Origin of the sequence: Flavobacterium sp. N2820, assembly GCF_025947285.1 — a bacterium.
GTDB lineage: Bacteria > Bacteroidota > Bacteroidia > Flavobacteriales > Flavobacteriaceae > Flavobacterium.
This window is the reverse complement of record NZ_CP110008.1, coordinates 758,664-778,604: the sequence shown is the minus strand read 5'-3', so window position 1 is coordinate 778,604 and position 19,941 is coordinate 758,664. Positions and strand designations below refer to the sequence as shown.

Annotated in this window: 18 protein-coding genes; 11 read left to right on the top strand and 7 right to left on the bottom strand. The window is 32.0% G+C overall.

Going from position 1 to position 19,941, the window contains the following annotated elements:
* Positions 1-71 precede the first annotated feature (71 nt).
* Both nhaC and OLM52_RS03650 read right to left on the bottom strand, forming a co-directional pair.
* Positions 72-1,541, bottom strand: coding sequence for a Na+/H+ antiporter NhaC (nhaC, locus tag OLM52_RS03655; protein WP_264549791.1), 1,470 nt, complete (start codon positions 1,539-1,541; stop codon positions 72-74).
* Between the two features lie 113 nt (positions 1,542-1,654).
* Positions 1,655-2,857 (bottom strand): aminotransferase class I/II-fold pyridoxal phosphate-dependent enzyme, encoded by a 1,203-nt coding sequence (locus tag OLM52_RS03650; protein ID WP_264549790.1) that lies wholly within the window; start codon positions 2,855-2,857, stop codon positions 1,655-1,657.
* A gap of 182 nt (positions 2,858-3,039) precedes the next feature.
* Between OLM52_RS03650 and OLM52_RS03645 the strand changes: the two genes are divergently transcribed.
* Together OLM52_RS03645 and lpdA are read left to right on the top strand one after the other, a co-directional pair.
* The gene (locus OLM52_RS03645; protein ID WP_264549789.1) at positions 3,040-3,492 is read left to right on the top strand and encodes an Lrp/AsnC family transcriptional regulator; all 453 of its coding nucleotides are present in this window, start codon (positions 3,040-3,042) and stop codon (positions 3,490-3,492) included.
* A gap of 103 nt (positions 3,493-3,595) precedes the next feature.
* Positions 3,596-4,999 carry a dihydrolipoyl dehydrogenase gene (gene lpdA, locus OLM52_RS03640; protein ID WP_264549788.1) on the top strand — a complete coding sequence of 468 codons (1,404 nt, stop codon included), beginning with the start codon at positions 3,596-3,598 and terminating at the stop codon, positions 4,997-4,999.
* Between the two features lie 71 nt (positions 5,000-5,070).
* On the opposite strand, the gene OLM52_RS03635 is transcribed toward lpdA, so the two are convergent.
* A complete protein-coding gene (locus OLM52_RS03635; protein ID WP_264549787.1) occupies positions 5,071-5,448 on the bottom strand; it encodes a DoxX family membrane protein in 378 nt (125 codons plus the stop codon).
* 84 nt (positions 5,449-5,532) lie between these two features.
* Positions 5,533-6,426 (bottom strand): DUF4349 domain-containing protein, encoded by an 894-nt coding sequence (locus tag OLM52_RS03630; protein ID WP_264549786.1) that lies wholly within the window; start codon positions 6,424-6,426, stop codon positions 5,533-5,535.
* 267 nt (positions 6,427-6,693) lie between these two features.
* On the opposite strand from OLM52_RS03630, the gene OLM52_RS03625 reads away from it, so the two are divergent.
* From OLM52_RS03625 to yaaA, 8 genes are all read left to right on the top strand, one after another.
* Positions 6,694-8,085 carry a hypothetical protein gene (locus tag OLM52_RS03625; RefSeq protein WP_264549785.1) on the top strand — a complete coding sequence of 464 codons (1,392 nt, stop codon included), beginning with the start codon at positions 6,694-6,696 and terminating at the stop codon, positions 8,083-8,085.
* 94 nt (positions 8,086-8,179) lie between these two features.
* On the top strand, positions 8,180-9,463 hold the full coding sequence (locus OLM52_RS03620; RefSeq protein ID WP_264549784.1) for an anthranilate synthase component I family protein: 1,284 nt from the start codon (positions 8,180-8,182) through the stop codon (positions 9,461-9,463).
* A gap of 43 nt (positions 9,464-9,506) precedes the next feature.
* On the top strand, positions 9,507-9,863 hold the full coding sequence (locus tag OLM52_RS03615; protein ID WP_264549783.1) for a four helix bundle protein: 357 nt from the start codon (positions 9,507-9,509) through the stop codon (positions 9,861-9,863).
* A 33-nt stretch (positions 9,864-9,896) separates the two neighbouring features.
* Entirely contained in the window at positions 9,897-11,204 is a 1,308-nt protein-coding gene (gene tilS, locus OLM52_RS03610) for a tRNA lysidine(34) synthetase TilS (RefSeq protein ID WP_264549782.1), read from the top strand.
* Positions 11,204-13,219 (top strand): protein-disulfide reductase DsbD family protein, encoded by a 2,016-nt coding sequence (locus OLM52_RS03605; RefSeq protein WP_264549781.1) that lies wholly within the window; start codon positions 11,204-11,206, stop codon positions 13,217-13,219. The genes tilS and OLM52_RS03605 overlap by 1 nt, the downstream gene beginning before the upstream one ends.
* An 84-nt stretch (positions 13,220-13,303) precedes the next feature.
* The gene (locus tag OLM52_RS03600) at positions 13,304-14,839 is read left to right on the top strand and encodes a YifB family Mg chelatase-like AAA ATPase (RefSeq protein ID WP_264549780.1); all 1,536 of its coding nucleotides are present in this window, start codon (positions 13,304-13,306) and stop codon (positions 14,837-14,839) included.
* 54 nt (positions 14,840-14,893) lie between these two features.
* Entirely contained in the window at positions 14,894-15,262 is a 369-nt protein-coding gene (locus tag OLM52_RS03595; protein ID WP_264549779.1) for a methylglyoxal synthase, read from the top strand.
* A 97-nt stretch (positions 15,263-15,359) separates the two neighbouring features.
* On the top strand, positions 15,360-16,118 hold the full coding sequence (gene yaaA, locus OLM52_RS03590; RefSeq protein WP_264549778.1) for a peroxide stress protein YaaA: 759 nt from the start codon (positions 15,360-15,362) through the stop codon (positions 16,116-16,118).
* A gap of 19 nt (positions 16,119-16,137) precedes the next feature.
* Here yaaA and OLM52_RS03585 read toward each other — a convergent pair whose 3' ends face one another.
* Both OLM52_RS03585 and OLM52_RS03580 read right to left on the bottom strand, forming a co-directional pair.
* Positions 16,138-17,397, bottom strand: coding sequence for a DEAD/DEAH box helicase (locus tag OLM52_RS03585; protein ID WP_264549777.1), 1,260 nt, complete (start codon positions 17,395-17,397; stop codon positions 16,138-16,140).
* Positions 17,398-17,477: 80 nt separating this feature from the next.
* Positions 17,478-18,506, bottom strand: coding sequence for a formimidoylglutamase (locus tag OLM52_RS03580; RefSeq protein ID WP_264549776.1), 1,029 nt, complete (start codon positions 18,504-18,506; stop codon positions 17,478-17,480).
* A gap of 123 nt (positions 18,507-18,629) precedes the next feature.
* Here OLM52_RS03580 and OLM52_RS03575 point away from each other — a divergent pair, with 123 nt between their 5' ends.
* Positions 18,630-19,508 carry a hypothetical protein gene (locus OLM52_RS03575; protein WP_264549775.1) on the top strand — a complete coding sequence of 293 codons (879 nt, stop codon included), beginning with the start codon at positions 18,630-18,632 and terminating at the stop codon, positions 19,506-19,508.
* 54 nt (positions 19,509-19,562) lie between these two features.
* Here OLM52_RS03575 and crcB read toward each other — a convergent pair whose 3' ends face one another.
* Positions 19,563-19,940 (bottom strand): fluoride efflux transporter CrcB, encoded by a 378-nt coding sequence (gene crcB, locus OLM52_RS03570; protein WP_264549774.1) that lies wholly within the window; start codon positions 19,938-19,940, stop codon positions 19,563-19,565.
* Position 19,941 lies beyond the last annotated feature (1 nt).

Here is a 19,941-nt window from a genome sequence, read left to right as displayed (position 1 = left end):
ATAAAAAAACCATTACTTGATTTAAGTAATGGTTAAATTTTATTGAATAATAGATTTTATTGATAGTATATCTATTCTTTGATACTTGAAACTAATTGTTTTATTTTAATATTAAATGCGGCAAAAATTAAAGTCATAAATGGACTGATAATATTAAAGAAAGCATATGGTAGATAATCAAGAGTTGAAACATCAAGAGTTCCTGCTTGATAAGCTCCACAAGTATTCCATGGTACCAAAACTGAAGTTACAGTTCCAGTATCTTCTAATGTTCTACTTAAATTTTCCGGAGCTAATCCTTTATCTTTATAAGCTTGTGCAAACATTTTTCCAGGAACTACAATCGCTAAATATTGATCAGAGGCCGTAATATTTAATGCTAAACAACTTCCAACAGTTGAAGCGAATAAGCCAAAGGTTGTATGCGCTAATTTTAATAATGATTCACTAATTTTTGACAAAGCACCAATAGCATCCATAATTCCACCAAAAACCATAGCACAAAGAATTAACCAAATTGTTGGTAACATTTTAGCCATTCCACCTGAAGTAAATAAATCAATTAAAGTTTTATTTTCGGTAGGTACAATAACTTCAGTAGTTATGGCTTGCATAACCCCTTTGTAGGCCGATTTAAAAGTTAAACTATCAGCACCGGTAATTTGAGTAACAATTTCTGGTTGAAAAATAATTGCAAAAATACCCGCTAATAATGTTCCAACTAAAAGTGCTACTAGAGGTTCTGTTTTTTTAACAATTAATCCAATTACAATTACAGGAACTAAAAATAACCATGGAGTAACGTGGAAAGAAGTTTCGATAGAAATTAATAGCTCATTTATATTAACATCTCCTTTAACATCAACGGAAAGTCCTAATATTATAAATAGAATTAGAGATATAATGTATGTTGGGATTGTGGTTAAGGTCATATATTTGATATGGGTAAACAAATCGGTTCCAGCCATAGCAGGAGCAAGGTTAGTTGTATCGGACATTGGGGATAATTTATCTCCAAAATAGGCTCCCGAAATTACAGCTCCTGCAACCATTCCTAAATCAAAGCCTAGAGCACCTCCAATTCCAATTAATGCAATACCAACAGTTGCTGATGTAGTCCAAGAACTCCCTGTTGCAATTGAAATTACCGAGCAAATTATTAATGTTGCTGGTAAAAAGATTGCAGGACTTAATATTTGTAATCCGTAATAAATCATTGAAGGGATGATGCCGCTTACCATCCAAGTTCCTGCAAGTGCACCAACCATTAATAGGATTAAAATAGCGCTAGCTGTAGATTTAATGTTATTTGCTACTTCATCTAACATTTTATGAAAGGAAACTTTATTAAAATAGCCTACGATTGCAGCAACCGCACCTCCAAGTAAAAGAATAAATTGATTACTTCCACCTAATGCATTATCATCTGGTCCATTGTAGGCAAAAAGTACATTGTAAGCAAGCATTCCAATTAGAGCAAAAACAGGAATTAAGGCTTCCCATAGTTTTAATTCTCTGTTTTTTATGATTTTAGTATCCATTTAGTTTTTTTTGAGCTTGCAATATAGAAAAATCATATTTTACAACAAAGTATCATTAAAATAAAAATCCGATTTATCATAAATCGGATTTCTATTTTGAGATAGAATTTTAATTATAAAACACCTAATTCAACCATACATTGTTTCATCATTTGGTACGTTCTTTCAATATCGTTGTCCAAGCCTATTGAAAAACGAATTAATCCATCGGTTAAACCCATTTCGGCTTGTTCTTCTAATGGAATTTCAGAAGAAGTTGAAGTTCCAGGGGCACTAAATAACGTTTTGTAAAATCCTAAGCTTACGGCTAAATATCCTAAATTTCTTTCTTGCATCAATTCCATCAACGCATTAGCTTTGTCTAAACTTCCTACATCAATGGTCATCATTCCACCAAAACCATATTCTGGATTAATCATGCTTTTGTAAATTTCATGACTTGGGTGACTTGCCAAACCTGGATAAACGGTTTTAATTCCGTCTGTTTCAAATTTGTTTGCCAAATAAAGTGCGTTGTGACTGTGTTGTTTCATTCTGATGTGAAGTGTTCGCATGTTTTTCATCACACTTGCAGAACGTAAACTATCCATTGTTGGACCTAAAAGCATACTTGCCCCGTCGTTTACATTTTTTAAACTGTTGATGAATTCTTGAGAAGCACACGTTACACCACCAACTGTATCACTACTTCCGTTGATGTATTTAGTTAACGAGTGAATTACGATATCAGCACCTAATTTTGCTGGAGCAACTGATAAAGGAGAAAACGTATTGTCAACTACTAATTTGATATTATGTTTTTTAGCAATTTTTGCCAACGAAGCAATATCAGCCACTTCTAATAATGGATTACTAACTGTTTCGCAGTATAAAACTTTTGTGTTTGGTGTAATAGCCGCTTCAACTACATCTAATTTGGTAATGTCAACAAATGTAGTTTTGATGCCCATTCTTGGAACAAAATTCTTCAAAAAAGCATAAGTACCGCCATAAATAGTTCTACTTGAAACGATATGGTCACCGTTTCCACATAATTGCAATAGTGTAGGAGTGATAGCGCCCATTCCAGAAGCCGAAACATTTGCCGATTCTGTTCCTTCCATTGCGGCTAAAGCTTTGTCTAAGTATAAGTTACTTGGTGATGAATGACGTGAATATAAATAACAACCTTCTGCATTGCCTTCAAACGTGTCAAACATCGTTTTTGCTGAAAGAAAAGTGTATGTTGAACTATCTGAAATTGATGGGTTTACACCACCAAATTCTCCGAAATATTGTAAATCTTGTATACGATCTGCAGGATTGAATTTTTCCATATTTTTAAAGTTTAGTTGTTTATTTTAAATCAAAAATAACAATGTGTAAATTATTATTCAATACATACAAGTTAAAATAGTTTTTTATTCTATTTTTGTTTAAAGTTATAGTTTTTATTTCTGTTATTTACTCATTTTAGTTACATTTGCTGACAACTAAAAAACAACCAACACAACAATCAATGGACACAATTGACAAAAAATTACTTGGATTACTTCAAGCAGACACAAAAAAAACTACAAAAGAATTATCAATGGTTTTAAATCTTTCAGTAACTGCGGTATATGAAAGAATTAAAAAACTAGAAAGAGAAGGAGTAATTAGTAAATATGTTGCAATATTAGACAGAAATAAGGTCGAAAAAGCATTTGTTGTTTTTTGCCACATTAAATTAATTCAGCACACAAAAGATTTTGTAACCACTTTTGAAAGTGAAGTAGTAAAATTAGATGAAGTATTAGAGTGTTTTCACGTAAGTGGCGATTACGACTACATTTTAAAAGTACATGTTAAAGATATGGACGAATACCGTGAATTTATGATTACAAAACTAACCAGTTTACAACATATTGGAAGTACTCACAGTTCTTTCATGATAGGTGAAGTTAAAAATACGACTGCTTTTACTTTGTAAGAATCAGCTATAATAATTTACCAAAAAAGTAACAAATAATTAATTCAAAAAGCGTTACTTTTGTATCCGAATTTAAGTCAAACAACAAACTTTATATAAAATCATGAGTCAATTTGATGTAACCATTATAGGTTCTGGACCTGGAGGATATGTTTCAGCTATCCGTTGTGCCCAATTAGGTTTTAAAACAGCTATTATTGAAAAATATTCAACTCTTGGAGGAACGTGTTTAAATGTGGGATGTATTCCTTCTAAAGCATTATTAGCTTCTTCTCATCATTATGAAGAGTTACAACACTTTGCTGACCACGGAATTGAAGTATCGGGTGATGTAAAAGTGAATTTAGAAAAAATGATTGCTCGTAAACAAGCAGTTGTGGATCAAACTTCAGGTGGAGTAAAGTTCTTAATGGATAAAAACAACATTACCGTTTTCAATGGAGTAGGTTCGTTTGAAAGCGCTACTTCTGTAAAAGTAACCAAAGAAGATGGTTCTTCAGAAATCATCGAATCAAAAAATATTATTATTGCTACAGGTTCTAAACCTTCGAGTTTACCTTTTATCAAGTTAGATAAAGAAAGAATCATTACGTCAACCGAAGCATTAAAACTGAAAGAAGTTCCAAAACACTTAGTCATTATTGGTGGTGGCGTTATCGGAATCGAATTAGGTCAAGTGTATTTACGTTTAGGAGCGCAAGTTTCTGTAGTAGAATTCATGGACCGAATTATCCCAGGAATGGACGCTGCTTTATCAAAAGAGTTGACTAAAGTATTGAAAAAACAAGGCATGAAATTCTATACGTCTCACAAAGTTCAATCGGTTGAAAGAGCTGGAGATGTTGTAACGGTAAAAGCAGAAAATGCTAAAGGAGAAATCATCACGTTAGAAGGAGATTATTCATTAGTTTCTGTAGGTCGTCGTCCTTATACAGATGGTTTAAATGCAGAAAAAGCTGGTGTAAAAGTTACCGAAAGAGGTCAAATTGAAGTAAACGATCATTTACAAACTTCGGCTTCTAACATTTATGCAATAGGTGATGTGGTTCGAGGAGCAATGTTGGCACACAAAGCAGAAGAAGAAGGTGTTTTAGTTGCCGAGATTTTAGCCGGACAAAAACCACATATTGATTATAATTTAATTCCAGGCGTAGTGTACACTTGGCCAGAAGTTGCAGCTGTTGGAAAAACAGAAGAGCAATTAAAAGCGGATGGTGTAGCTTACAAAGCAGGAAGTTTTCCTTTCAAAGCATTAGGAAGAGCAAGAGCAGGTGGTGACACCGACGGATTTGTAAAAATCTTAGCCGATGCAAAAACCGATGAAGTTTTAGGCGTTCACATGATTGGAGCTCGTTGTGCTGATTTAATTGCAGAAGCAGTTACAGCTATGGAATTTAGAGCAAGTGCAGAAGATATTTCAAGAATGTCTCACGCACACCCAACGTTTGCAGAAGCTATCAAAGAAGCAGCATTAGCAGCTACAGATAATAGAGCATTACACGTGTAATTAAGATAAATTATTATACTAAAAATCCCAAATTCATTAGAGTTTGGGATTTTTTTTAGCTTTATTTAATATTATGGTTTAACAATTTCTTTAAAACCATTCCAATTAGCATAAATTAAAAACACATTTGCAAATAAGATTGCTGCTGCCATTGGAATATCTGTACCTGTAACAACTACGTGAATTAGAAAAATATTAATGCTTATTGGTAATAAAATGATGGTTCCAAGGCGAACAAACTTTCCAGTTACTAACATTAATCCTGCTAATAATTCAATAGCTTTCGCTACTGGGAAAATGTATTTTGACGCCATAAAACCAGCCATTAGCGTAGCTAAATAACCAGTTGGTTCTGGTTGTTCTGGACCAATTTTGAAAAAATAAGAAATAGAAGCAAAAAGCATCATAGCTCCTAAAAGTACTCGAACAATAATAGTTGCAATTTTCATAATTTAAATAGTTTTTTGGTTAGTTATTTCAAATATAGCAAATTAATTAAACAAAAAAACTTCAGTTTCCCGATGGCTTATTTCTTACTTTTTCAAAAACTTTTTATATCCTAAAAATCCTAAAAACACAATCAAAGCAAATGGCCAAAGCACTACAACAAACGAAATAATATGTTCCAACATAAACCAACCTGTTTTTATACTGTCCCAAATTTGTAACCCAATATTTGGTCGGTACGCGTTGATGCTTTTTTCATTAGCCACCATTTCTTGTTTGATGCTTTCGTCTTGATAAATGTTTAACGTTAAAGTGCTAAAATTCACTTGGTCTTGTAACGATAAATTCTGCAATTTTGAAGCGTCATTTTGCTCTTTTTTAGCATCTAAGGTTTCTTCTGCTTTTACAATTTGATTGAGTTTTTTTCCTTTTGAATCAATCGCATTTTCCAATCGTTTTTCGGAAGAGTTACTTCTTTTTTGTGCTAATTCATTGGAAAGCATTTGTAACGAAACATCATCTGCTTTGATAATTCGGAAGTCCAAAAAATGAATTTGTTTCGCAATGGTTTTAATCACGGTATCCATTTTTGTATTTGGGATACGAATCGTGATGTTATTATCTACTTTATATTTTGTAGTTACTAAAGTGCTATCTTGACTCACCTTGGTTCTGTTTTCGCTGTGAATATTACTTTGCAGATTTGTATAGGTAACAAAACCCCCAAATTTCGTAGTTGCATCTTCAATCGCATAGGTAGATTTAGCGACATTCTTGACTTTAAATTTTACATCTGCCGTTCGTACAAATTTTCGATTGCTGTTTTTGTTTTCAACGGCTGCAGAAGAGGGCACAATACTCATGTCTTCGGTTATGGCTTCTTCAGTGTAAGCAGCGTTTTCTGTCGATGCAGATTCTTTACAAGATAAGACTATGCCAAGTGCAAGCAAAGTCAGTACGATTTTGGTGTTTTTGTTCATAAAAATTCATTTTAAAGTTATTGATTAATCGTTTTTAATACGTGTAGTTTTAGAATCAATACAAATGAATTTTTTGGTTAGTACTAATTAATTCTAGAATAAAAATCGTGCCAAATTATTTTTAAACCATTCTAAAAGCAAGAATGAATTTATTTCGTATATGAATATGCAAACAAAGAACATTTGTCTATACAATTATTAGTTAAATAAATGATAAAATGTTTTAATTCAATAAAGTAAGATTAACTTTGCAAAAAAATAAAGTTCATGAAGAAATATCTTTTATTATCCCCCTTATTAATTAGTATGACTATGTTTTCGCAAGTAGGTATTGGAACTACATCTCCAGATCCTTCTTCAATTTTAGACATTAGAAGCTCAAATTCTGGCCTATTAGTTCCTAGAGTAAACCTGACTTCAACTACTGATGCAATTACTATTCCTAATCCAGCAGAAAGTTTATTAGTTTATAATTTGAACACTATTAATAATGTAAGTAGAGGTTTTTATTATTGGCAAGATAATGTTTGGACACCCATAAAATCGAATAATGATGGCGGAGGTTCAAATACCAGCTGGAATTTAACTGGAAATTCTTTAACCAGTGGAACAGAATTTTTAGGAACAACAAATTATAACGCATTAAATTTCAGAGTAAATAATCAGCAAGTGGGAAGAATACATCCCAATGGTGGTTTAGCTTTTGGAAATGGAGCGCTTGCAAACGATAACAATTCGATTGCTATTGGAAGAAGTGCTACTTCATCATCAAATAATGAAGCTATTGCCATTGGACCATCTGCAAACGCATCGGGTTTCAGGTCAACAGCAATTGGAATGCAATCTGTAGCCAGCAACAATAATACTTTAGCACTTGGCTATTTTTCATCAGCCTCTGGTTTTCAATCTACAGGAATTGGGGTTAGTTCATTATCAAATACAAATAACTCGTTGGCAATTGGAAATTCTTCAAGAGCAACGGGGCAACAAGCAACAGCCTTAGGAACGGAAGCAAATTCTAGCGGTCAAAATGCTACTGCGATTGGTTATCAAGCCATAGCAACCCAAGCGAACTCTATTATTTTAGGTAATTCGGCCAATACCAATAATAGAGTGGGAATAGGAACAAATACACCCGATGAACGACTGCATATTAATGGATCTATTAAAATTGTTGATGGAACTCAGGCTGCGGGCAGAATTCTTACCTCAGATGCAACTGGTAGAGCAAGTTGGGTTAGTCCGTCTGCAACAAAAGCTTATGCAGATATCTATTACAACGGTAGTGGACAAGCAATAAATAGTAATGCAAATGTAACCTTTGGATCTACTAATATTTCTTCAAATGTTGCAGTTAATAATACTAATTTACAAGTTCAAACTGCAGGAAGATATAAAATAACATATAGAATAACACTTTCAAAATCAAATGGTGGTGTTGATATTATTCGTTACAATTTATACCGTGGTTTTTCAAATTTAATTCCCGGCAGTGCAACATCCGTAACAATTAGAAGAGATGAAGAGGTAACAGTTACAGCTTCAGTAATAGTTAATTTAAACGCGTTCGAACAAATATCTGTAAGAAGTAATGTTTCTGACAATAATATATTTGTTTTAGGAAATGGTTCTTCATTATCAATAGAACTTGTAGATTAACTTTTTATTGTTTTTTAAAAATTTAAGTCCATTATTTCTAATGGGCTTTTTTTTGTTTTTAATATCGTATTTTTGACGTATTAAATATTAATTCTTGAGAACAGTAATTACAAAAGATATTTCTAATTTTTTCGATTTTAAGAAGAAACTTTTACATTGGGCAAACCAACACAGAGAAGTTATATTTTTAGATTCAAATGCCTATCATCAAAAGTATTCGAGTTTTGATTCGGTATTGGCGGTTGATGCATTTACATCTATTAAAACCGATTACGAAAATGCTTTTCAAGATTTGTATCAGTACCAAAGCCAGACCAAAGATTGGCTATTTGGTTACTTATCATACGATTTAAAAAATGATACCGAAGCATTACATTCCAATAATTTTGACGGATTAGAATTTCCTGACTTGTTTTTCTTTCAGCCCAAAAAGTTGTTTTTAATAAAAGAAAATCAAGTAGAAATTCAATATTTAAGAATGTGCGATGACGAAATGGAAACTGATTTCGAAGAAATAACACAGTGTTCAGTGTTCAGTATTCAGTCCTCTGATGTTGAAGTTCTACAGCGTATCGCAAAAGAAAATTACCTTTCTAAAGTTTCAAAAATGCTCGAACACATTCATCGTGGCGATATTTATGAAGCGAATTTTTGCATGGAATTTTTTGCCGAAAACGCCCAAATTGAACCTTTGGAAATCTACCAAAAATTAAACGCCATTTCCGAACCACCATTTGCGGTGTATTTTAAAAATAATTTTCAATATTTACTTTCCGCTTCACCTGAACGTTATTTGCGAAAAGAGGGGTTAAAAATCATTTCCCAACCGATAAAAGGGACAGCCAGAAGAAGTTTCGATTTAGAACAAGACGAGCAATTAAAATTCGATTTGGTTCAAAATGAAAAAGAACGTTCTGAAAACATCATGATTGTTGATTTGGTCCGAAACGATTTATCGCACACCGCCACAAAAGGAAGTGTTCAAGTAGAAGAATTGTGCCAGATTTACACGTTTAAGCAAGTCCACCAAATGATTTCGACCATTGTTTCGGAAGTAGAAAATACAATTTCACCAGTTGAAATTTTGAGAACTACTTTTCCTATGGGAAGCATGACAGGCGCTCCAAAAATTTCTGCTATGCAAATTATAGAAGAATTGGAAGCAACAAAGCGCGGATTGTACAGTGGGGCAGTGGGTTATTTTACGCCGACAGGAGATTTTGATTTCAATGTGGTGATTCGAAGTATTTTGTACAATTCAAAAAATCAATATTTATCATTTTCTGTTGGAAGTGCCATCACTTCTCAAGCCATTCCAGAAATGGAGTACGAAGAATGTTTGTTAAAAGCAAAAGCAATGTTTGAGGTTTTAAGCTAGGGAAAAGTTATAAGGGATTAGGGAAAAGTAAAAAATAATAAATATGAAAAGTTATAGAGATTTAATAGTTTGGCAAAAATCAATGATTTGGGTTACAATAGTTTATTCTCTAACATCAAAAATTCCTGAAAGTGAAAAGTTTGGATTAATTTCACAAATTAGGAGAAGTTCTGTAGCTATTCCTTCAAATATTGCTGAAGGTTATGGAAGAAATTATAAAAAAGATTATTCAAGATTTTTGCAAATAGCGAGAGGTTCATTGTTTGAATGTCAAACTCAAATAGAAATTGCTATTAATCTAAATTTTATTTCCAGTGGAGATTGTAAAGAAATCAATGAATTGTCTATTGAAATTGAAAAAATGCTAAATTCGCTAATAAATAAATTATCAGAAAACTAATCCCTAATCCCTTTTTACTAATTACTTTTATAAATGCTAATAAAATTCCAAAACCATATCGCACAAAATTTTCCCCAACTAAAAGACAAGAAATTGCTTTTAGCGGTTAGTGGAGGCATTGATAGTATGGTTTTGATGCATTTATTTCTGCAACTGAATTATGATATTTCAATTGCACATTGTAATTTTCAACTAAGAGGAGAGGAGAGCAATGAAGATGAAAATTTTGTAAAGTCAGCAGCAGAGAAATTTAAAATTCCGAATTACTTCATTCAATTTGATACTGAAATTTATTCTAAAGAAAATAAACTTTCTACTCAATTAGCAGCACGAAAGTTGCGGTATGATTGGTTTCAAAAACTTTTATCAGAAAACCAATTAGATTATTTGGTTACCGCACATCATTTAGATGACAATGTCGAAACGTTTTTAATCAATTTTATCAGAGGAACTGGATTAGATGGTTTAACAGGAATTCCAGCTCAAAATAAGAACATTGTCAGACCATTATTGCCTTTTTCAAGAGAAGAAATTGAAAATTATGCTAAAAAAAATCAAATTCAATGGCGAGAAGATTCGAGTAATGCTTCTGATAAATATTTTCGAAATAAGCTACGTCACAACATTGTTCCCACAGTAAAAGAATTGAATACGGGATTTTTAGATTCATTTCAAAACACCTTAAATCATTTGCAACAAGCAGAAAGTTTAGTTGATGATGCTTCAAAATTAGTGTATGAAAAAGTTGTTTTAACAACTGAGAATCAATCAGAAATTCACTTAAAACCATTACTTGAATTCAAAAATTATAAAGCATATTTGTACCAATGGCTTAAAGAATATGGATTTTCAGCTTGGAATGATATTTACGAGTTAGTGGAAGCACAATCAGGAAAACAAGTTTTTTCTGAAACGCATATTTTGTTGAAAGACCGAGAAAAATTAATACTTTCGGAAAGAAAAGCAGTAAGTAAATCAGCAGTTTTTTTTATTGAATTTTTGGAAAGTAAAGTTAATATTCCCTTAAAACTTACGTTTAGCAAAGTAGTTAACATTTTTGAAACAAATTCAAATTGTATATTTGTGAACGAAGATAAAATTAAGTTTCCGCTTACAATTAGAAAATGGCAAGAAGGAGATTATTTTTATCCAACAGGAATGAATGGAAAAAAGAAATTAAGTAAATATTTCAAAGACGAAAAATATTCGCTGATAGACAAAGAAAACCAATGGTTATTGTGCTCAGAAAATCAAATTATTTGGGTAATTGGAAAACGAGCAGACAATCGCTATATTGCAAACGAAACAACACAAAATAGTATAAAAATCGAATTAAAATAATGAAGAAATTAACCTACATTTTATTATTAATAACCTTTTTTGCGCAAGGTCAAATTTTAAATCCTGTAAAATGGAAAACCAAAGTTATTCAAAAATCTGAAACAGAATTTGAATTAATTATGGACGCTACTATTGAAAATGAGTGGCACATGTATTCTCAATTTACACCTGAAGGAGGAGCACTTCCAACAGTTTTTGACTTTAAAAATACAAAAGGAAATTATACTTTAGTTGGGAAAACTAAGGAAAGTCCATACAAAAAAGTTTATAATGATATTTTTGAAGTAGATGAATATTATTTTGCTAAAACAGCTCAATTTAAACAAGTAATTAAAGTTACGAATACTAAATTGAAAGAAGTAAAAGTGTATGTTGAATATCAAGCTTGTAAAGAGCAATGTATTCAACAAGACGCAACATTTACTTTTGAATTACCTGAGATTAAAAAAATTGTAACTGATGATACAAATACCGAAGTTTTGTCAGTTTTAAAGGGTAATACTATCGATTCAACAACGCAAAAAGAAGAAGAGAGAATTTCGGCTACAAAAGAAAGCCAAACTGTTAATATTGTTAATGAAAAGAAAGAAGAAGCAAAAGGTTTGTGGACAATTTTCTTTTTAGCGTTTATTGGAGGTTTTGCAGCATTGCTAACTCCATGTGTTTTTCCAATGATTCCAATGACAGTAAGTTTTTTTACTAAGCAAAGTGGCACTAGGGAAAAAGGAATTGTTAATGCACTTATTTATGGTTTTTCAATAATTGTGATTTATGTTTTATTAGGTTCTCTAATAACTGGTATTTTTGGTGCTGATGCTTTAAATGCTTTATCAACTAGTGTTTTATTTAACATTATATTTTTTATTGTATTAGTGTTTTTTGCTACTTCTTTTTTAGGTGCATTTGAAATAGTTTTACCTAATTCATGGGCGAATAAAGTAGATAGACAAGCTGGAAAATCAGGAATTGTTGCTATATTTTTTATGGCATTAGCTTTAGCGATAGTTTCTTTTTCTTGCACAGGTCCAATTGTAGGTACATTATTAGTAGAATCTGCCTCTAAAGGAGGAATAGCTCCAATTGTTGGAATGCTAGGCTTTTCTTCTGCAATTGCGCTACCTTTTATGCTTTTTGCAATGTTTCCTGGTTGGATGAATTCGTTACCAAAATCTGGTGGTTGGTTAAATACAGTTAAAGTTTCATTAGGATTTTTGGAATTAGCTTTGGCTTTTAAATTTTTATCAAATGCTGATTTAGTAGTTCAAGCACACTTATTAGAAAGAGAGGTTTTCTTAATTATTTGGATTGTAATTTTTGGAGCTTGGGCATTATATTTATTTGGAAAGTTAACTTTACCTCACGATAGTCCATTAACCCATTTATCTGTTGGACGATTATATATGGCTATTTTTGTTTCTATTTTTACAGTTTATTTAATTCCTGGTTTATGGGGAGCTCCTTTGAAAATTATTTCAGGTTTTCCACCGCCAATGACCTATAGCGAAAGTCCAAACGGAATAGGAACTTCAGGAGGAAATACCACGGCAGCAATTGCACTTCCAGAACATGCTCATTCAGGTCCGCACGGAATTATAGCTTTTCATGATTACGAACATGGTTTAGCGTATGCTAAAAAAGTTGGAAAACCTATTTTATTAGATTTCACAGGTCATGCATGTGTGAATTGTAGAAAAATGGAAGATTTTGTTTGGTCAAAACCAGAAATATTATCTATTCTAAAAGACAAAGTAGTTTTAGTTTCATTATACGTTGATGACAAACGAGAATTACCAAAAGAAGAACAATACGTTTCTAAAGAAACAGGTAAAGAAATTGTAACCATCGGAAACAAATGGAGTGATTATCAAATTACTCGTTATAAAAATAACGCACAACCGTATTATATAATTTTAGATTCTGCCGGAAAAGACATTTCTAAACCCGTTGGCTACACACCAGATGTTGAAGAATACAAAAAATGGTTAGAAGATGGCATTTCTAAATTCAAAAAATAAATCAAATCCCGAGTAATCGGGATTTTTTATTTCAAAAACTTTTCTATATTTGCATCTATATAAGCCATTTAAATAATTTAAGCCATGTTAGTAAAAGTATTCGGAAGCGCCGTTTTTGGTGTAGAAGCCACAACCATTACTGTAGAAGTTAATATCGATAAAGGAATCGGCTACCACTTGGTAGGTTTACCCGATTCTGCTATAAAAGAAAGTAGTTATCGTATTGCTGCAGCTCTTAAAAACAACAATTTTAATTTTCCAGGAAAAAAAATAACCGTAAATATGGCCCCAGCCGATTTGCGAAAAGAAGGTTCTGCTTATGATTTAACATTAGCAATTGGAATTTTAGCTGCTTCATCCCAAATTAAATCAGAAGAAATTCACAATTATGTAATCATGGGTGAATTATCACTTGACGGTGGTTTACAGCCCATTAAAGGAGCCTTATCAATTGCCATAAAAGCCAAAGAAGAGGGTTTTAAAGGATTGATTTTGCCTTTTCAAAATGTCAAAGAAGCAGCAATTGTAGAAGGGCTTGATGTTTATGGAGTGGAAAATGTATTGCAGGTAATTAATTTTTTTCAAGAAACAGCAGATTTAATTCCTACAACAATAGACACAGCTGAAGAATTTAATAAAACCTTAGACTTTCCAGAACACGATTTTAGTGATGTAAAAGGTCAAGAAGGAATAAAGCGGTGTATGGAAATTGCGGCAGCAGGCGGACATAATATCATCCTAATTGGTCCTCCAGGCTCAGGAAAAACAATGTTAGCAAAACGTTTGCCTAGTATTTTACCTCCAATGACCATGCGAGAGGCATTAGAAACTACGAAAATTCATTCGGTCGCCGGAAAAACCAAAGATGTTGGTTTGATGGCACAACGTCCTTTTAGAAGTCCACATCACACAGCATCGAGTGTAAGTTTAGTAGGAGGTGGAAGTTATCCACAACCGGGCGAAATTTCATTAGCACACAATGGCGTTTTATTTTTAGATGAATTACCCGAATTTAAACGAGAAGTTTTAGAAGTAATGCGGCAACCACTGGAAGATCGGGAAGTTACAATTTCAAGAGCAAAATTCACTATTACTTATCCATCTTCGTTTATGTTGGTAGCGAGTATGAATCCAAGTCCTGGTGGTTATTTTAATGACCCGAATGCTCCTGTTAGTTCTTCTCCTATGGAAATGCAACGTTATTTGAGTAAAATTTCAGGTCCTTTATTAGATAGAATTGATATTCATATTGAAGTAACTCCAGTTCCGTTTGAAAAATTAACCGAAACTCGAAAAGCAGAAAGTAGCATTGAAATTAGAAAAAGAGTTACAAAAGCAAGAGAAATTCAATCACAACGATTTGAAAACTTTGAATACATTCATTATAATGCTCAAATGAGTAGCAAATTAATCCGAGAGTTTTGTGCTTTAAACCAAGACTCATTGCAATTATTAAAAACAGCAATGGAACGATTAAATTTATCCGCTAGAGCGTATGATAGAATTTTAAAAGTATCAAGAACGATTGCAGATTTAGAAAATTCAGAATGCATTCACTCACATCATATTGCAGAAGCAATTCAATATCGGAGCTTGGATAGGGAAGGATGGTTAGGATAAAATACGTAAAAAATTGATTTTTATATTTATATCTTTGTGTTGAAATAGTAACTTATGGAAATAGCAATCATCGCTCACGACGGAAAAAAAGCTGATATGGTTCAGTTTTTAAATAAAAATAAAAATCTTCTTTTAAAAGAAAATATCAAAATTATTGCGACTGGAACAACTGGTGGAAGGGCAGAAGCTGCAGGCTTTAAAGTAAAAAAAATGCTTTCTGGACCTTTAGGAGGTGATGCGCAAATTGCTGCACGAGTTGCCGTTGGAAAAACCAAAATGGTATTGTTTTTTAAAGACCCAAATTCGAGTCATGCACACGAAGCAGATATCAATATGTTGATTCGAATTTGCGATGTACACAATGTTCCATTAGCAACAAATGAAGCTACAGCACAATTATTGTTGTTGGGATTAGTTGATTAAAAATAGTATCAGTAAAGCCAATTAACCAATAAAAATTTCTGATACCAATTAAAAACTAAAGTTCTATTTAAAACGTATTTTTGAAAAAAGATTAATTATGAAGATTGTAATTTCACCTGCTAAATCATTAAACTACGAAAGTCAGTTACCAACAACTACTTATACAGCACCAGCTTTTTTATCCAAATCGGAAACCATTCAAAAAACATTAAAAAAGAAGAAACCTAAGCAATTAATGGAACTTATGGATATTTCTGAAAAGTTAGCTGAATTAAACTGGCAACGCAATCAAGAATGGAATGTTCCTTTTTCTCCTCAAAATGCACGCCCAGCGGTTTATGCTTTTGATGGTGATGTCTATACCGGTTTAGATGCTTATACTTTAACAGAAGATAAAATAATTGCTTTGCAAGATAAATTAAGAATACTTTCGGGTTTGTACGGACTTTTAAAGCCTTTGGATTTAATGCAACCGTATCGTTTAGAAATGGGAACTTCAATGGCCATCGGTACAAAGAAAAATCTTTATGAATTTTGGAAAAAAACAATTACTGATGCTTTGAACAAAGAACTTTCAAAAGGTGAATTATTTCTAAATCTAGCCAGTAATGAATATTTTAGTGCAGTTGATACAAAAGCCTTAAAAGTTCCAGTTATTACGCCAGAATTTAAAGATTATAAAGACGGAAAACTAAAAATGATTAGTTTTTTTGCAAAAAAGGCAAGAGGAATGATGGTGCGTTATATTATAGATACGAATGCCGAAACTATTGATGATTTAAAAGGATTTAATTACGAAGGTTATGCTTTTGATGCCAATTTAAGCAAAGGAAATACCTTGGTTTTTACGCGATAATTAAAACAAAAAACGTTGGTTAATACCAACGTTTTTTGTTTTTCTTAGAAGCTTCTGATTTTCTTGAGTTTGAATTTGGATTCATCTTATTCTTATTTCTTAAATCAGGTTTTGCATCTGGATTTACTTCCTCTTCACCATCACGCCAAGTGTATTGATGATCGGTTACCACTTTTACTTTCATACGAATCAACTTCTCGATATCTAACCAATATGGTTTTTCATCTTTTCCACAAAAAGAAATCGCTAAACCAGAATTACCAGCACGACCTGTACGTCCAATTCGGTGAACATACGTTTCAGAAATATTAGGAATATCAAAGTTAATTACAAATGGAAGTTGCTCAATATCAATACCTCTTGCAGCAATATCTGTAGCTACTAAAATATCAATTTCTTTATTTTTGAATTGCTCTAACACGCGTTGGCGAGCATTTTGTGATTTATCACCGTGAATGGCTTCTGCCTTAATATGTGCTTTTTTCAACACTTTTACAATATTGTCAGCACCATGCTTGGTTCTTGTAAAAACTAAAGCATTACTCAAACTTTCTTCAATAATTAATTGTTTTAACAACAATCTTTTATCGTCTTTATTTACAAAATATACTTTTTGTGATACATTTTCAGCCGTAGAAGAAATAGGTGTAACCGAAATATATTTAGGCTTTGTTAAAAAAGTATCCGCTAATTCTCTAATTGCTAATGGCATTGTAGCTGAAAAAAGCAATGTTTGTCTGTTATCTGGTGTTAATTTGATGATTTTTTTTACATCATTAATAAAACCCATGTCTAACATTTGATCGGCTTCGTCTAAAACCAAATGGTGCATATGATTTAAATCGATAAACCCTTGTTTATGAAGGTCTAAAAGTCTACCAGGCGTTGCTATTAAAACATCAATACCGTTTTTTAATTCATTTACTTGCGACATTTGATTTACACCACCAAAAATCACTAACGACTTAACATTGGTATATTTTCCGTAGGTTTTAAAACTTTCGTCAATTTGAATAGCCAGCTCTCGAGTAGGTGTAACCACAAGTGTTCTAATGTGCTTTGCTTTTTTTGCTGAACCAACTATGCGGTGTATTAAATTAAGAATAGGAATGGCAAATGCGCCTGTTTTTCCGGTTCCTGTTTGAGCACAAGCCACTAAATCTTGTCCTAATAAAATTTCAGGAATGGCTTGTTCTTGAATAGGAGTAGGATTTGTGTATCCTTCTTCTTCCAATGCTTGCTGTATGTTGTTGTATAATTTTAAATCGTTAAATGTCATATAATATAATTAGTCCTATTGAACTTTCAATAAGAGTACAAAGGTAGTGTAATTTTAATTAAATTGTTTTTGTACTAAAGTTAAGCTTTAGCTTTCATAAAATCAGTAATCATCGATGCAATTAATTTGCCCGTTAAATGATTGTTATTTGAATCATCAAGTTCAGGAGCACCTTCACAAATATGCAAATATGAAGCATTTTGATGTTTGCCAAAATAGTATAAATAATGACGTGCTTTGTCTACACTAAAACCACTTAAAGTCATTGCACTAGAAGGAATATTTGGGATAGCGTCTAAATCGAGTTCAATTCCAAAAGGCTCATTTTTAATGAATTCTAACGCATTTTCAAGTTCGGTTTCAAAGTTTTTTTCGCGTTTTACTTCAATTTCTTCATATGTAACATATTTTACTCTTGAAGTGAGTTCTTTCAACGTATTGAAAACACTTTTAGATACAAAATTTTCATGCAAACCAAAAACAAAATATTTCTTTAAAAAACCATCTTCGTACGCATAGCTAAAGCCATTTCCTGAATGTCTTCCTTCTAAAATTCTAAAATCGGTATGGGCATCAAAGTTAATTGCGTTTACAGGTTTTCCTTTAGCAAGCGCTAATCCTTTTATATTTCCGTATGCGTTATTGTGTCCACCACCAATAATAATAGGTATTTTTCCAGCTTTCACAATTTGATGAACAACATGAGATACTTCGGCATCAACTTTTTCAACTAATTTAAAAAGTTCCTTACGGTCTTCTTTAACTTTTGAATCTAGCAATTGTGCAGCTTCAATTTCGGCAGTAATATCTAGATGTCCTAAAATCAAAAGATTACTCCCTTTGCAAAATTTATTATGCTGAATATTTACTAAACTACTAAGGGCACTTTGATATGCGGAAGCAGTCCCAGGTCTTCCTAGATTTGCCCTAACACCAATATCTTCTGTAATCCCAAAAAGTACAAATTTTGCTTCACATGAACATATAAAATCAACTACATTAACATCTTTAGGAACAGTAATAATTTTTTCTCCAAACTTTATTTCACCACTTCTGTGATGGGTAATTTTTGCTAATTCGTTTTGATTAAGCAATATGATATTTTCCATAAAAAAATTTAATAGCCCTTCAAATGTACTATTTTAAAATAAATTGCGTTATAAAAATATCAAAAATACTTTTTTAATCGTACTTTTGAATAACAATTTAACCTACGAACATAAACAATTACTATGGAACACAAATCGAACAATTCAGGGCTTAAAGCAGCAGTTGTAGTTTTAGCATTATTACTTTTAGGAAGTATAGCTTACATTTACAAATTATCAACTGATAACAAAGAGACTGTTAACGCACTTACTACAGAGAAGGAAACTTTGTCAGAAGAATTAAAAGCTAAAATTGCAGAGTATGACGTAATGATAGCTGATAACACAGCTTTAAAAGACGAACTTCAATCTGAACAAGCTAAGATGGTTGAACTTTTAGAACAAGTTGAAAAATCAAAAGGGGATGCAGCTGCAATGGCTAAGTACAAAGCCTCTTATTTTAAACTTAAAGGGGAAATGGATAATTTAATTGCTGAAAACAAGCTTTTAAAAGAGGAAAACGTAACCCTAACATCTAGTTTAGACAGTACTAAGGTAGTTTTAGATGATGCTAAAAAGTTTAATGATACGTTATTAGTACAAAACGAAGGATTAACTAAAACCGTTGAAAAAGGATCTAAATTAGCCGTTTTAAACTTAAAAGTTTTAGCTGTTAAAGAAAGAAGTTCTGGAAAACAAATAGAAACAGATAAAGCAGGTAGAGCCGACAAACTAAAAGTGAGCTTCTTAATCGCTGAGAATCAAATAGCAAAAACGGGCAACAGAGAATATTATGTTCAAATTATTGACAGTAAAAATAATATTTTAGGCGAAAAGAAAACTATTCCAGCGGGTGATAAAACATTAACTTATAGTTTTATTTCAACTGTAAAATATGAAAATAAAACTGTACAAGTAAACGAAGAAGTTTCAGGTAAAGATTTTGCTGCAGGAACTTACTTTGTAAATGTATTTGATAAAAATTCTGAATTAGTATCAAAAACAAGTTTTAATTTGAGATAATCCCCAAAATTATCATCAAAAAAATCCCGATAGAATTTATTTTATCGGGATTTTTTATAAAAATTTTGATAGATAATTACCAATTCCAACAGCTGTTATGGTCAAAATTATTGAAGTAATAATATATAAATAAGCTGTTACATGTTGATTATTTTGAAATAAATTAAAATTTTCAACTGCAAAACTTGAAAAAGTTGTAAATCCACCACAAAAGCCAACAATCAATAAAAATTTTAGCGGATGATTTTCAGGAAAATATTTTGAAATATATCCAATAAATAAGCCAATTAGTAAACTTCCAAAAACATTCACCAATAAAGTGCTTACTGGAAATGAACCTTGAAAATATTTTGTGGTTATCCAATGCGTCAAATAGCGAAAAATACTTCCAACTGCACCGCCAATTCCGATTAATAAAATTGTTTTTAGCATA